At 38.8% G+C, this 14,861-nt stretch carries 11 protein-coding genes; 7 read left to right on the forward strand and 4 right to left on the reverse strand.

Annotated elements, in window-relative coordinates:
* Window positions 1-187: 187 nt before the first annotated feature.
* From IMO47_RS12145 to mdtD, 3 genes are read right to left on the reverse strand one after another with little or no spacing between them, the layout of a single operon-like run.
* Window positions 188-931 (reverse strand): GH25 family lysozyme, encoded by a 744-nt coding sequence (locus IMO47_RS12145; protein WP_196076193.1) that lies wholly within the window; start codon window positions 929-931, stop codon window positions 188-190.
* Between the two features lie 13 nt (window positions 932-944).
* On the reverse strand, window positions 945-1,913 hold the full coding sequence (locus IMO47_RS12150) for a hypothetical protein (protein WP_196076194.1): 969 nt from the start codon (window positions 1,911-1,913) through the stop codon (window positions 945-947).
* Window positions 1,914-1,955: 42 nt separating this feature from the next.
* A complete protein-coding gene (gene mdtD, locus IMO47_RS12155) occupies window positions 1,956-3,347 on the reverse strand; it encodes a multidrug transporter subunit MdtD (RefSeq protein WP_196076195.1) in 1,392 nt (463 codons plus the stop codon).
* 342 nt (window positions 3,348-3,689) lie between these two features.
* Between mdtD and IMO47_RS12160 the strand changes: the two genes are divergently transcribed.
* Window positions 3,690-5,498 carry a choice-of-anchor I family protein gene (locus IMO47_RS12160; protein WP_196076196.1) on the forward strand — a complete coding sequence of 603 codons (1,809 nt, stop codon included), beginning with the start codon at window positions 3,690-3,692 and terminating at the stop codon, window positions 5,496-5,498.
* A gap of 190 nt (window positions 5,499-5,688) precedes the next feature.
* Here the strand turns inward: IMO47_RS12160 and tenA are convergent, their stop codons facing one another.
* On the reverse strand, window positions 5,689-6,360 hold the full coding sequence (tenA, locus tag IMO47_RS12165; protein ID WP_196076197.1) for a thiaminase II: 672 nt from the start codon (window positions 6,358-6,360) through the stop codon (window positions 5,689-5,691).
* Window positions 6,361-6,597: 237 nt separating this feature from the next.
* Between tenA and IMO47_RS12170 the strand changes: the two genes are divergently transcribed.
* The 6 genes from IMO47_RS12170 to IMO47_RS12195 all read left to right on the forward strand — a co-directional run bounded on the left by IMO47_RS12170 (window position 6,598) and on the right by IMO47_RS12195 (window position 14,861).
* On the forward strand, window positions 6,598-7,680 hold the full coding sequence (locus IMO47_RS12170; RefSeq protein ID WP_196076215.1) for a DUF475 domain-containing protein: 1,083 nt from the start codon (window positions 6,598-6,600) through the stop codon (window positions 7,678-7,680).
* 139 nt (window positions 7,681-7,819) lie between these two features.
* Entirely contained in the window at window positions 7,820-9,184 is a 1,365-nt protein-coding gene (locus IMO47_RS12175; protein ID WP_196076198.1) for an MFS transporter, read from the forward strand.
* 51 nt (window positions 9,185-9,235) lie between these two features.
* Window positions 9,236-9,820, forward strand: coding sequence for a single-stranded DNA-binding protein (ssb, locus tag IMO47_RS12180; protein ID WP_004826134.1), 585 nt, complete (start codon window positions 9,236-9,238; stop codon window positions 9,818-9,820).
* Between the two features lie 155 nt (window positions 9,821-9,975).
* Window positions 9,976-11,202 (forward strand): site-specific integrase, encoded by a 1,227-nt coding sequence (locus IMO47_RS12185; protein WP_196076199.1) that lies wholly within the window; start codon window positions 9,976-9,978, stop codon window positions 11,200-11,202.
* Window positions 11,195-12,751 carry a site-specific integrase gene (locus IMO47_RS12190; protein WP_196076200.1) on the forward strand — a complete coding sequence of 519 codons (1,557 nt, stop codon included), beginning with the start codon at window positions 11,195-11,197 and terminating at the stop codon, window positions 12,749-12,751. The genes IMO47_RS12185 and IMO47_RS12190 overlap by 8 nt, the downstream gene beginning before the upstream one ends.
* Window positions 12,744-14,861: an integrase gene (locus tag IMO47_RS12195; protein WP_196076201.1), complete on the forward strand. Its 2,118-nt coding sequence runs from the start codon at window positions 12,744-12,746 to the stop codon at window positions 14,859-14,861. The genes IMO47_RS12190 and IMO47_RS12195 overlap by 8 nt, the downstream gene beginning before the upstream one ends.

Consider the following 14,861-nt stretch of genomic DNA (forward strand, 5'->3'; position numbering starts at 1 on the left):
CCGCTCAACATGGCGACATCCATGTCGCCTCACGATAGCAAGACCATCTGTGAATCAAAAATACAAAGAATCTTAAATTCCCATTAATTATCTCTATGGATATTTAGGTGGTTTGACTATGATCGACGATCCATACAGATGAATAAGCGGTAGCACCAAAGTCGAGTGGATTATGATGTTGGGTGGGCTAATTTAAATTATTCTGCTGTAAAAACTGTTTCCACTGCTCAGTATCACCATAAAAAACATTTAAATCGACATTTTTAGCAATGCCTTGAATATGGCCTTGATTGGTTTTTTGCCAAAACGTCCATTTCCGACCATCTTTTAAATCGGGTTGATCTTTATATTCACGAATCCAGATCGGTGTATCTTTAAACTCACCGGTAAGTACCATGTTATAAAAGACTTTGGACGTATAGAAAATTGGTTGTTTGGCATAATGTTGATGCAATTGATCATAGATGATTTTGATTTGTTTTAGTAACTGCTCTTTGGTATAGGTGTTGATGCAGGCACTGTCATACTCCAAGTCGATGACAGGGGGTAAGGCATTGCTTTTATTGGGTACTGTCTTGATAAAGTTTTGTGCTTGGATTTCACCATCACGACATAAGCGGAAGAAATGGTAGGCCCCTACACGCATGCCACGTTCACGTGCTTCTAACCAATAGTCCTGAAACTTATCATCTTGATAATCTCCACCTTCAGTGGCTTTGAGATAAACAAACTGGTATTGCTGAGGAGAGATTTTTTTCCAATCAATTTCTCCTTGATGGTGTGAAACATCAAATCCTTGAATGGCATAATCTTGAGCACCTGCATTCTGCGGATGGAACAATGCCAAGTAGCCGATCGTACTCAATAAACTGATACATCCGATACGGGTGATGATAGAACGATATTTAGGTTGATGTCTCACAAAAATCATCCTGATGCCAATGTCATGCGATTTCCAGGTTAGTCGTCGCGTTGCAGTACTGATCATGTGTTGATTGTACGCGTTTCGCTTTAGGGTGCGTCATTTGACTACCCAATTGTTCAATAAATTTACATGATGCATATTTTTTGGCACGTGCCTGATATTCAGCAATCCATCTGTCTCGGTCAAGCATACGGTTTTCTTGAACTGGCCAAACCCCTAAACGTAAGGCATCCACACCGATTCTCCACGGTTTAGGGCTGATCCTTGCACGAAAACAGTTTTGGTTTTTGCACATGCGTACATAATTCGGGTCGGCTTGCAGTGCGCTAAAGAACTGCTGAGTTTCTTCACTGCGTGGTTCAAAGACCTGATGCATGACCAAAACGCGATAGCCTTTCGGCGTTTGATAAACGCGTAAATGCCACGATGGATGTTGCATAGAAAATTGACGAATCGATTTTAAAGCTTGTTGTTCGGGTGAGCCCAGCCATTTGTGTTGAATACCCAGTAATATTTCAGCAGTTTGTCGACTAAGTACAATTGAAAAAAATAAGCCTATTGCCAATACCCACCAAGACTTCAACAATACGGCACCGACAATGCCGATAAAAAACAGCAATACAAAACCGAGTAAATACAGTCGGCTGTTTGGTGCGTAATTAAAATCAATATCTGCAAATAAAACATCGGGCGTATTGAGGCAGAGCGCACCATAAGAATTACGTGTGATCACCACATCATCGTGCTGTTGAATAATTTCTTCACGAATGGGCAAACCTTCACTGCCATTATAGGGAATCTTATGGTCAAGTTTTCGAATGTTTTGTCCTGATTTAAGTTGCTCAAGTGCTTCTGTAACCCGTGTTTCCGCATGCATATATGCATCTTGCATACTCATATCTGACCAACCAAAGCGTTTGATGGTGATCTGGCGTTTTTCGTACTGCGTTGTTATTTTTGCTTCCGCCCAATACTTTGGAATAATCATATCCAGCGTCCTTATCGTTTATTTAGTGTTATTTTGCTCCGCTTAATCTCGGGTGTCTTTTGGAATTTGAAAGAAAATTAAAGCGGTAATAATATTGATAGCACCTAAGCAGATCAGTGTATAGTGAAAAGCTTGGGTAATATGTGTCTCGGTAAAATATACCGTAAAAGTATTTAATAATGTACCTGCTAAGGCAATACCAATACTCATTGAAAGCATCATAATCATCGACAAGAAGCTGTTGCCGCTACTGGCATCTTGTTGAGTTAAATCTTTCAGCGTCAAAGTATTCATGGTCACAAACTGCAATGAATTGAGCACGCCAAAAATAAAGAAATGGACAGTCCGCAGCCAAAGTGGCGTGTCGACGCTATGTAAGGCAAAGCTGGCAATACACGCACCGATCAATAAGGTATTGACCAATAAAAATGGACGATAGCCTGTGCGTTGTAAAATAGGGCGGATGATGGGTTTGGAAAACAATGAACCCAAAACAATGGGCGTCATCATGATTCCCGTCATAAAGGGTTCCATCTTAAAAGCCACCTGTAGCATCAGCGGTAAAATGAAAGGCACGGCATTGCCACCAAAACGGGCAAAGAAATTTCCCAATACACCGATAGCATAAATTTTATTTTTAAATAAACGGCTACGAAAGAGTGCATTCTGATGTGTATGCGCGTGATAAGCGTAAATACATGCTGACACTAGACCGATTAAAAGTAAGCTGATGCTGAAGTTTCGAGATATTTCTTTACTGGCAATATTTTCAATACCGAGTGCCATACCCACCATCGCAATGGCTAAAAGAACAAAACCGCTGAAGTCAAAAGATTTCACGGAAGCTTCTTTGACATTGGGCATGGCTTTAAAGGTGACAAATGTGCCTAAGATGCCGATCGGTAAATTGATCAGAAAAATCCAATGCCAAGAGGCATATTCAACCAACCATCCACCCAAAACAGGACCCATCAATGGTCCAAGTAGCCCTGCCAAACTCATTAGGCTCATCGCCGAAAGAAACTGCTCACGAGGAATGATTTTTAACATGGCGAGACGACCGACTGGCACCAGTAGTGCCCCGCCAATGCCCTGAATGACTCGAAATGCAATCAATAAATTAAAATTGTTGGATAGCGCACAGCCTAAAGAGGCCGAGGTAAAAATCACAATCGCGATAAAAAAAGTATTGCGGATACCAAAGCGATCAGCCAACCAACCACTCAGCGGAATACAGGCAGCAACAGCCAGTACATAGCTGATCACAATGCCATGCATTTTTAATGGATTTTCTTGCAAACTTTCTGCCATTGCAGGCAAGGCTGTATTGATGATCGTGGTGTCCAAGCCTTGCATGAAAAAGCCGATCGAAACTAAAAAAACCAATAAATAAAATTTGGGCTGTAATTTACTGTGCGATGGCGTTGCAGTCATAGAACGGAAATAAGTCAATTTTGTGAATAGTTTAAAACAATGCTTAGCTTAAATCTGTATGAAATCGTTGTTGAACCCGTGAGATAAATAAGGCTTCTTCCATGCGTTAAGAAAATCAAGGCTTTGCAAAATTGGTCCTGATGTACTTATTGCCATGCAATCGTAAAAGTTTCATGGCTGATCAGATCTAACCCGATTTGAAAATTATCCTCTGTGAATGCTTGAGCAAAAGAGGGCACCTCAAACGTCAAGAAACTTAAATAAAACTGTCATTTGTTGGTCATCAAATTTACACCCCTTATCTCTATAGTGAAGAAAATTTAAACAGCAATGGATTGACGCATGAACGTAAAGATTTCTGTATTGTGTTTGGCAATGCTTTCTGTGGGGTTGGTTGCGTGTAATGATGACAATGATTCATCCACACCCCCCGTGGTTGAGGAAGCAACACCTGAAAGCATTAGTCTGAGTTTATTGGGACGTTATGAAACAGGTGTTTTTGCAGAAAGTGCAGCAGAAATTCCTGCATATGATTCAACCACCAAACGGGTATTTGTGGTCAATGCCAAAAAAGGCTTAGTCGATGTTCTTGATCTATCTAAACCAGATACACCTGTACATATTGGCGAGCTCTCTGCGCGTGAAGCTTTGGCAGAGTCAGAAGTAAATTCTGTGGCAATCAAAAATGGTATTGTTGCGCTTGCTGTTCAAGCCAAGCAAAAAACTGACAAGGGGATCGTAGCGTTCTTCGATGCCAAAGATTTAAAACTGATCAGTAAAGTTGAAGTGGGAGCTTTACCTGATATGCTGACCTTTACGCCTGATGGGAAAACAGTTTTGGTTGCCAATGAGGCTGAACCGAATGAAGATTATAGTATTGATCCTGAAGGCTCAATCAGCATTATCGACCTCAGTAATATTCGTCAGCCAACAGCAACCATTGCTGATTTTAAAGCGTTTAATGATAAAAAAGCTGAGTTGATTCAATCCGGTGTACGAATTTTTGGTCCTAAAGCGACAGTTGCTCAGGACTTGGAACCCGAGTACATCGCAGTGAGCCAAGACGGTAAAACGGCTTGGGCAAGCTTACAAGAAAATAATGCGATTGCAAAAATTGATATTGTGGCTAAAAAAGTCACTGATATTTTACCATTGGGTTATAAAGATCATGGTCTGGCAAACAATGCTTTGGATGTCAGCGATAAAGATAAAAAAATTAATATTCAAGCCTGGCCAGGTCTGATGGGAATGTACCAACCTGATTCAATCGCCCACTATCAAGCCAATGGTACCAGTTATTTAGTGACCGCAAATGAGGGTGACTCACGTGAATGGCTGAAGGACTCAACGGCTTATTATGCTGGAGATCAAAGCAAAGGTTTTGCTGAAGCAATTCGGATGAAGCATTTATTCAACGTTAAAGGTTTCAATAATAAAGGTGACTATCCTGCGCATTTGAGCAATCTTGTCGCAGGCGTAAAAGGGGCTAAATTGGATGCCACAGTCTTTGCATACTGTGGAGCAACAGCAACTGGTCCAGGTTTATGTCGCGAAGACGATCAATTGGGGCGTTTAAATATTGCATGGAATATGGGTTATGAGACCAATACCGATGGTTCTCCAAAACTGGATGCCAATGGATTATTGACCTACAAAAAGCTGTATAGTTATGGGGCTCGTTCATTTAGCATATGGGATACACAAGGTAAACTGGTTTGGGACTCAGGCAGTGAGTTCGAACGTAAAGTGGCTGAATTATTCCCGAATTACTTTAACAGTGATCATGAAGCAGCAGTTTTTGATGACCGCAGTGACAATAAAGGACCTGAACCAGAAGGTTTGGCTTTAGGAACGATTGGTAAGAAAACCTTCGCATTTATTGGCTTGGAGCGTCAAAGTGGGATCATGGTTTATGATATTAGCAATCCACTAAAACCTGTTTTTGTACAGTATTTTAATAACCGTACTTTTAAACAGGATCAAACTTATATCAATGCTAAAGGTGAATCTATTTTGATTGAAAAAAGTGATTTGGGACCTGAAGGACTCACTTTTGTTTCTGCCAAGGATTCACCAAACGCTAAACCGATGCTGATCGTGGGTAATGAGGTCAGTGGCAGTACAGCAATTTATCAGATTAATTTAAAATAGAATTTTAAACGTATCCCTTCGTTTTAAAGAGTGCCAAAGCACTCTTTTTTATTTTTAAAATGATGTTTTTATACATGAATTAAGTATTGAAGCTATCCCTCATAAAGCAGAAGGATAGTTGTAGATGAGAGATATAATGTAGATTGATTATTCATCTTTATATACCTGGTCAATTCTCAATAAAGTTACATTACTGATCTAAACCTAACCACTGTCTTTGATGATAGGCACTATCCCAAAATAACCATTCTAACTCGGCACCTTTGGTATAAGCCTGATGCATTTTCTCAAGTGTCAGGGCATCACAATGTTCAGCAATACGGTCAATGGTTGCCAAAACATTTTTGACTGCTTGATTAAACTCTTCACCTGAATAGGTATCGATCCATGCTTGATAAGGATTGTTGGCTACAGATTTGTTGACAATGTCTTTACCGACTTCAGCATAAATCCAGAAGCAAGGCAGCAGCGATGCCAATACCACTGGATAGCTTTCAGACCACGCTGTTGCAGTTAAAAAAGAAGTATAGTGATGACAGGCAAGCGTCAGTGGTGTGTTTTCAAAATCCGCTTTGCTGATACCGAAGTTTTGCATAAATCCATCATGCAAACTGCGTTCAACCACAATGGCTTCTTTCGCGCCTTGTGTGAATTGAATGATATCGTCAGCATCAAATGCTTTTGCACCACATACAGCCAATGCGCGTCCATACGCGACTAAATAATGGGCATCCTGAATTACATAATGACAAAAAACGTCTTTGTTTAATGTGCCTGTAGCCAGTTCCTGATTAAATGGCAAAGCTAATGTTTTGTTATATAAGGCAAGATTACGTTGCCAAAGCTGTTCAGAAAAGCGCATGTTATTTTCCTATACAATCATTCAAGCGTTTAAAGTCATTTTTAACTGGCAAGACTATAACAACTCTAGGTCTGTTTAGGTATTTGAATGCCGAAAATTCAACTGAGTTAGCATAAAAATATGACAAAGAACTTTTGGAGAAACTTGAAAAAGTCGTCATAATGTGCGCATTAAAAACCCAATTTTTATTTCAGTGTTCTGATTAAAAAACTATTCTCCGTAGGTCGTATTCTCATGATGAAACATTTTGGTTTCTCAATTTTTTTTACGGTTGTGTGTTTGGCTATATCTGCATATTGGGGTTTTACCCATGGTCCAAATGCAGGTGTCCAAGCCATGCTGTCAGCAATGACCATTACCGCGATTTTGGCTGTCATGGAAGTCTCATTGTCTTTTGATAATGCTGTGGTGAATGCCTCTGTGTTACGCAATTGGGATCATTTTTGGAAAATGATCTTTTTAACGGTGGGAATCTTGATTGCTGTCTTTGGCATGCGATTGGTTTTCCCTGTTGTGATCGTTGCGGTTACCGCGGACATGGGCATGCTTGAAGTGGTAAAAATGGCCTTGAATGACCCGATCCAGTATTCAGAAAAATTATTGGCACACCACGCAGAAATTGCTGCGTTTGGTGGGGCATTCTTATTGTTGGTTTTCTTAAACTTCTTCTTGGATGAAGGCAAAGATACCCACTGGTTTAAGTGGCTTGAAAAGCGTTTAGCCAACTTGGCCAATGTGCCTGCGATGTCGGTTTTCCTGGCACTCATTGCTTTGTTGGTGATGGCAGCCAACGTTGAAGAAGCAAAACGCCTTGTGGTGACCATGGCGGGTATTTGGGGCATCGTGATTTATATCGGTGTGCAAGTGCTCAGTCATTTACTGGGCGGTGAACCAGAGGTTGACGAAGAGGGCAATGCAGTAGGTCATGACGCCAATGGTGCACCGACAGGTATCATCAAAGCTGGGATCGGTGGTTTTATTTATTTGGAAGTCCTCGATGCTTCTTTCAGTTTCGACGGCGTGATCGGCGCTTTTGCCATCACTTCTGATGTAGTCATCATCATGTTGGGCTTGGCGATCGGTGCAATGTTCGTCCGTTCAATGACGATCTATCTTGTTGATAAAGGTACACTGGATGCTTATGTCTACCTTGAACATGGCGCGCATTACGCGATTGGTGCTTTGGCTTTCATTATGATTGCAAGTGGTACAGGGCTCCATGTACCTGAAGTCGTCACAGGCTTGATCGGTGTTGCCTTTATTGTATGGGCGGTGATTGCGTCAATCCAATATAACAAGAGAATTGAACAGCAACATTAATCCTTTTTTAAGAAAAGAGATTACAATGGGAGAGCACTTTGAAAGTGCTCTTTTTTATGCTCAATGTTTCCACAAAGTTGCCACAATATGCGATGATGTGTTGGAAAATTAGCTCGCCAGTTTTGATAAGCCAGTAGATATGATGAATCCTTTAGAACGCCGCTCTACCTTTGCATTAAGTAGTATTTTTGCTTTACGCATGTTGGGGCTGTTCATGATTATCCCTGTGTTTGCGGTGGTGGGACAGACTTATCAATATGCAACACCTGCCTTGATTGGTTTGGCGGTGGGTGTCTACGGTTTAAGTCAGGCCATTCTGCAAATCCCATTCAGTTTATGGGCCGATCGCTTTAGTCGAAAACCGTTGATTGTTTTTGGTTTGCTGCTGTTTGCTTTCGGTGGTGCAATTGCAGCAATGTCAGAAACCATTTATGGTGTGATTCTTGGGCGTGCGATTGCTGGCGCTGGGGCTGTATCGGCAGTGGTCATGGCATTGCTGGCGGATGTAACCCGCGAAGAAAATCGCACCAAAGCGATGGCCGTGATGGGCATGAGTATCGGTCTATCTTTTGTAGTTGCGTTTAGCCTTGGACCTTGGCTAACCAGTTTGGTCGGTATTTCAGGGCTATTTTGGGTGACGACGGTGATGGGACTGTTGGCTATTTCAATGTTGTTTCTGGTACCCAAAACCACTCGCCATCATAAGAACTTTAAACAAGGCTATCTCCATCAGCTTAAACAAGTGTTAAAAATGGGTGATCTGAATCGTTTGCATGTTTCAGTATTCGCTTTACATTTGTTGCTCACTGCAATGTTTATCTATGTGCCTTCTCAGTTGATTAATTTTGCAGGCATTCCTTTGGCCAAGCATGGCATCGTCTATTTGCCGCTGTTGGTAATTAGCCTATTTTTTGCTTTTCCAAGCATTATTCTTGCTGAAAAATACCGCAAGATGCGCAGTATTTTTCTAACAGCCATTGCAGGCATTATTGCTGGGCTGGTTATTCTTATATTTGGTTATGAATCCAAATATATTTTATTGTTGGGTCTGGGCTTATTCTTTATTGCTTTTAATGTGATGGAAGCCTTGTTGCCTTCATGGTTGTCCAAAGCCGCTCCGATTCAGTCCAAAGCGACCGCGATGGGTGTCAATGCAAGTGCTCAATTTTTAGGTGCTTTTTTTGGTGGTACACTCGGCGGGCAATTAATTTTGCTTAATAATACAACAATGGGTTGGAGTGTTTTAGCAGCTATTGCTATACTTTGGTTGCTCATTAGCTTTGGGCTGGCTCAACCACGATATTTGACATCAATCGTTTTGCGATTACCTGAGGATAAACAACCCGATAATTGGACTTCTCAGTTATTGTCAATTCGTGGTATTGAAGAGGTCGTGGTGATGTCTGACCAGCAAGTGGCGTATATAAAGGTTGATAAACAGCAGATTGATGATGCTGCGCGACAACATTTAACGCAGTTGTTCGGGAAAGAGGTAGCCATTTAAACATAACTCTTATAAAGTAAAACATAGAATCGAATAGGAAGATAACATCTAATGCGTGGTGTAAATAAAGTTATTTTAGTTGGTACTTTGGGTCGTGATCCTGAGACGAAAACATTCCCAAATGGGGGATCTCTTACTCAATTTTCAATAGCGACCAGTGAATCTTGGACAGATAAAAATTCCGGAGAAAGAAAAGAACAAACGGAATGGCATCGTATTGTATTGCATAACCGCTTAGGTGAAATTGCACAGCAATACTTACGTAAAGGCTCAAAAGTATATATTGAAGGTTCTTTACGTACTCGTCAGTGGACAGATCAAAATGGTCAAGAACGCTACACAACGGAAATCCGTGGTGAGCAAATGCAAATGTTGGATAACAACCGTCAGCAAGGTGAAGCGGGTGAAAACGGCGGGTATAATCAACCCCGTTTCAATAACAATCAACAAGGTGGTTTTAACAACAACCAAGGTGGTGGTTATAATCAAGGCAACCAAGGTGGCTATGGCAATGCAGCTCCTCAAGGAGGTTATGGCAATGGTGGAAACAATGTCAATCAGGGTTTCCAGTCGCCTAAACCACAACAGGCGCCTGCAACGGCTCCAGCTGATCTAGATGATGATCTTCCGTTCTGACACCTACTAGAGATATAGTTTTGTAAAGTTTATAAAATTATTCTTTATTAGCAGTTAGTTACAAATAAAATTTACAGATACTAGAAATGGTTCTGTAAATTTTTTTACTTATATCTTATGATATTTAATACTTAGATATTTTGTTAAATTTAACTATGATGTCTGTTAAAAGATTTGTAATGAGTAGTGGTGAGAGATTTGCTGTTCTTTTGAATAGTGATGGTGTTCCTATGACTTATCCAAATTTATATACGATCATTCATTTAAGAAATCGTGGTCAATCAATCAATACAATTTCTGCTTTTTTGGAAGATATTAAGTTGCTCCTTCAGTTGTTGGATAAGTTAGGAATTGACTTGGAACAAAGGATAAAAAGTAAAGATTTTTTAAAACTAAACGAAATAGAAGCTATAGTAAATTTAACCAGTTTCAATCGTAGTCGATTAGGCGGGGCAGCTTCAAAAAAAAAGATCATAAGTTTTCCAAAAAGTAATAATAAAGAGCGATCTAGAGCAAAATTGGTTGTTACTCAGGACTATGTATCTAAACAATTAATATATCGGCGGTTAACTAATTTTGCTGAATATATTGGATGGTTTGAGACGCATCTTCATTCATCAGCAATAACAAGTACAAAACGTTTGTTAAAATCTCGTAGACCTCGTAAGTCCATGGATACTCAGTCTGAATACAAATCTTTTGATAGTGATCAATTAAATAAAATTTTCAAGGCGGTTGATCCCGATAATCAGAATCGTATCTGGACTTCAGATTACCTTACTTATAGAAATGAGCTAATTATCTATTTGTTTTTATATCTTGGATGTCGTAAAGGTGAATTATTAAATATAAAAATTACAGATATAATCCTTTCTCAAGATGGTACATCGTATCTTACTATTAAGCGTAATCCTCATGATGGAAGTGATTCTCGGCTATATCAACCTTTGGTTAAAACTAGAAGTCGATCAATTGCAGTCAATCAAAATCTAAAGAGAAAATTAGAGACTTATATTTTAAATTATAGATCAACAGCACCTAATGCAGAGCTAACAGACTTTTTGATTTTATCAAAAAGAGGACAGCCTTTATCAATCAATGCCTTAGATAAAGTCTTTTCTGAAATCTCTAAAGTCGTTCAATTCAATGTACATGCACATGCATTTAGACATACTTGGAATGATAAATTTTCTGAGAAGTCACAAATTTTAGTGGCAACAGGCAAAACTACAGAATCACAAGTTGAAAATGATCGTGCATATCTGATGGGATGGATACCTAACTCACAAAGTGCAAGAAGATATTCAAGACGTGCAGAGAATAAGCGTGCCGTAGAGGTTAGCTTAATTATCCAAGGAAAATTTGAGGATGAAAATGAATAAATCAATTCAAACCGATATTTTCGATGAATTACAAAATACCTTTACCTCATTCAAAGGATATGAATTTAGTATCGATGATCAGAAATGGGTATTAGATATCAATAAAACTATAGATATCTCTCGGATACGAAATTATGAGTTTTCTGTCCAATCAGATGTGGTCATGACTTTGGTTCATTTTGCTAAGTATAGTTCAAGTTCACATACAGCAAACATGTGCGAATATATTGGTAAATATTTTGATATTACAGGAGAGAATCATTTTTCAATTAAAGGTCTTTTAAATTATAAAAATTTTTATTCGGCAAAAAAAGATGAATACAAAGTAGCTATGCTACGAGTCTTTTTGAAGAAACTATATGATTTAGGTTATTCCTCAGTAGATGATGAAATTTACGATTTAATGGATTCATGGAGATTAAGTGGCAATGAAAAAGGAGGAGCAGTCCTTTCCCTTGATCCAGATGAAGGCCCATTTAGTCCATTTGAATTTCAAGCAATTATCACTAGAACCAACGAATATTTAGCAGAAAATAAGATTTCATATTACGAGGCTGCTTTAATTCGTATTTTCTGTGCGACTGGTAGAAGACCAATCCAAATTGCAGGATTAAAGGTGAAAGACCTATACGTGTCGGATAAATATAATTTTAATGATGCAAATGCAGTTCATATCCTTAACATTCCGAGAGCTAAAGTTAGGGGTGCTAGTGGATTCCGATTTGCTTTTAGTGAAGTGGGAATTCGTGAAAGTATTGCGAAAATTCTATTTGAGCATATTCAAATTTTAAAGCAGAAATTAACTAAACAGATAAAGCGAGCGTTATCTGAACAAGAGTTTGCAGAGTTACCTCTATTCTATGATTTTGAGAAATTAGCTAATCTGGATTGGGGCAATCAGAATGAAATTTCAGAAATTTTATCAAAGGAAATTATTCATTTACCTACTGTTGAATTAACTCAAATATTGAGAGATGCTGTGGTGAAGCTTGGTGTCCGTTCTAGAGAAACTGGTAAACCAATACATATAACTGCATATCGGTTTCGCTACACGCTTGGTACAAATGCTGCTAGGCAAAAAGCAGGCGTGAATGTTATTGCAAAGCTGTTAGATCATCATGACACCCAGAATGCGTATTGCTATGTGCAAAGTATTCCTGAAATTGCACAGCAAATATCATCTATCATGGATGAAAGTTTACGCAAATATGCAGATGCTTTTCAGGGAAAAGTTGTAAAGGATGAGAGTGAGGCTCAATCACAAGTTAAAGATGCGAATAGAATTTCTTATGTAGAACAGGATTGTGATGTCGGCTCATGTGGTACACATCAATACTGTAACGATTATGCACCAATAGCATGTTATCTGTGTAGCAAGTTTATGCCTTGGGCAAATGCACCGCATCATCTGGTTCTAGAGCAATTAATTAAAGAACGGGATGATCTAATTACGATGGGGTGTAGCCTTGAGGTCGCTGCCGTGAATGACCGAACAATTATTGCCGTTCAGCAAGTAATTGATGCTTGTAAGGAGTTCAATCATGGATAATTTAATATATTTTCCATCTGACAAAATCCAGTCTCCTTACTCCGAAATAAAGCGGTTTATTGATTTTGTTAAACAGTTATCAGAATTAAATGAAGATATTAGATTTGATGAGAATTATTGGAAAGGTGAAGTAAACTTTGTCAAAACGGGTATTTCCTCCAAAGATAGATTACCTGAAAATCTTTTGCATCATTCAATTATAGAATTTGCCAAGGCGTATGTTAAGTATCAAAGAATTAATAATAAGTTAAAAACCCAAGATACGATTTTTGCAATTCGGGCAATAGAACAAATATGCTTAGACCGATATGGTGAAGTTGATTTAACTAAATTGGTTATTGCAGATTTTGACTTAGCTGCTGAGAATGCAAAGATAAACTATAAAGCAAGTTCTGCGTATCATGTAGGTAGACAATTAAAAATTCTATTGGACTTTATTCGGAAATTAAAAATAGTTGCTTTACCAGAATGGAAAAATCCGATTAAAAAGCCTTCTGATAAATCAATTGTATTAGATACAGAGTCCGAGGAACATAGAGCATCTAAACTTCCAGATGAGGATGCGATTTTTGCATTAGCTGATATTTTCTCACGGAAAGATTCTGAGTTGTCAGATAGAGATATTTTTGTCACCAGTGCTGTTGGGTTGCTTCTATCTGCACCAGAACGAGCATCAGAACTGTTTTTCTTAAAGCATAATTGTATCCACGAAGAGGAAGTCCAAGCGCTTTCTAAGAGCAGTTTAGGGCTTGTGGCAGATGGTTCTAATCTTGAAAAAGTATTCGGTATTAGATGGTATGCACAAAAAAATTTTGGGTATGACATTAAATATATTCCGAGTGCCATGATTCCGACGGCCAAACGGGCAATTGCACGTTTAAAAAAGATGTCAGAAAAGCCTAGACATTTAGCATATTTGCTTGAGACAAGCGATAAATTTCCAAGACATGAGCTTTGTCCTAAAGTGCCTGATGATCAGTTCTTAAAGCGTTCTGATGTACTATTAGCGATGGGGTTGGATATATCTTCTTATGAAAACTCGAATAACGCTGGTATAAAGTTTTTAAAAACAAGAGGTATTCCTATTAGTGATTACGAAGTCTGCCTAAATGATTTAAATATTATTCTGCGAAATAGACTACCTAAAGGTTTTCCTTATATACCTTTTAAAACAGGTAATGGTATTCAGGTTAAATGGTCAGAAGCCTTATTTTGTTGTTTCGCAAACCAATTCCATAGTGATAAAGCGACTATTTTCTCAGAATTATGGATACCACATATTGATACTTTAAATGAAGATTTATCACCAACCAAAAAGAAATTAAGAGGAAAAGATGAGTTATCAAATGTCCAATCTATTTTTCAACGGTGGGGATATGGTGACTATAGTATGTCTACCCATCAGTTCCGACATTTATTGAATACGATAGCAAATACCAATGGAATGGATAGCATGTTACTCGCTAAATGGTCAGGGCGGGCTGATATGAAGCAAAATCGAGTATATGACCATACTTCGGTTGAAGATCGTAATTTTGGCTTAATTGAGATGCAGAAAAATGAGGTTGGTACAGTAAATACAGATAGTGCATTTACATTTCAGATCGCTACACCTCGTACTCTACAAGAGCTAAATACCAAAACAACATTGTCCATGCACACTACCGAGTTTGGTCTCTGTACACATTCCTATATTGATGAACCTTGCTTAAAATATCGAAACTGTTTGAATTGTACGGAACATGTTTGCATTAAAGGTGATGCAGAAAAGAAAAAACGGCTTCAAGATCGACTTAGAAAAGAAAAAATCTTATGGGCAAAGGATAAGGAGGCTGTTAGTAAAAATGTTACTGGTGCAACGGTTTGGTTGCAAACTAGAGAGCTTACAATTAAACGTTGTGAACAGATGATTACTCTACTGGATGATCCAAACATTCCTGATGGAACACCTTTTAGTCTGCCCCCTTCTGAAGATGTTACGCATCTCGATTTAGCGTATCAAAAAGCAGGTCGTAAACGTATCTCCGTTATTGAGAATACTCAACGTAAAAAGATAGAGGATGAACCACATTTGCTCAGTCCTGCATTGCAAATGGATTTATGGATTTGA

Source organism: Acinetobacter sp. Res13-Abat-PEC15-P4-01 (genome assembly GCF_015676285.1).
GTDB classification, from domain to species: Bacteria; Pseudomonadota; Gammaproteobacteria; order Pseudomonadales; family Moraxellaceae; genus Acinetobacter; species Acinetobacter nematophilus.

Bases quoted from the DNA above. Each gene is read 5' to 3' on its own strand.
- IMO47_RS12145 (WP_196076193.1), bottom strand. From the start codon at position 931: ATGATTTTTGTGAGACATCAACCTAAATATCGTTCTATCATCACCCGT.
- IMO47_RS12150 (WP_196076194.1), bottom strand. From the start codon at position 1,913: ATGATTATTCCAAAGTATTGGGCGGAAGCAAAAATAACAACGCAGTAC.
- mdtD (WP_196076195.1), bottom strand. From the start codon at position 3,347: ATGACTGCAACGCCATCGCACAGTAAATTACAGCCCAAATTTTATTTA.
- IMO47_RS12160 (WP_196076196.1), top strand. From the start codon at position 3,690: ATGAACGTAAAGATTTCTGTATTGTGTTTGGCAATGCTTTCTGTGGGG.
- tenA (WP_196076197.1), bottom strand. From the start codon at position 6,360: ATGCGCTTTTCTGAACAGCTTTGGCAACGTAATCTTGCCTTATATAAC.
- IMO47_RS12170 (WP_196076215.1), top strand. From the start codon at position 6,598: ATGAAACATTTTGGTTTCTCAATTTTTTTTACGGTTGTGTGTTTGGCT.
- IMO47_RS12175 (WP_196076198.1), top strand. From the start codon at position 7,820: ATGATGAATCCTTTAGAACGCCGCTCTACCTTTGCATTAAGTAGTATT.
- ssb (WP_004826134.1), top strand. From the start codon at position 9,236: ATGCGTGGTGTAAATAAAGTTATTTTAGTTGGTACTTTGGGTCGTGAT.
- IMO47_RS12185 (WP_196076199.1), top strand. From the start codon at position 9,976: ATGATGTCTGTTAAAAGATTTGTAATGAGTAGTGGTGAGAGATTTGCT.
- IMO47_RS12190 (WP_196076200.1), top strand. From the start codon at position 11,195: ATGAATAAATCAATTCAAACCGATATTTTCGATGAATTACAAAATACC.
- IMO47_RS12195 (WP_196076201.1), top strand. From the start codon at position 12,744: ATGGATAATTTAATATATTTTCCATCTGACAAAATCCAGTCTCCTTAC.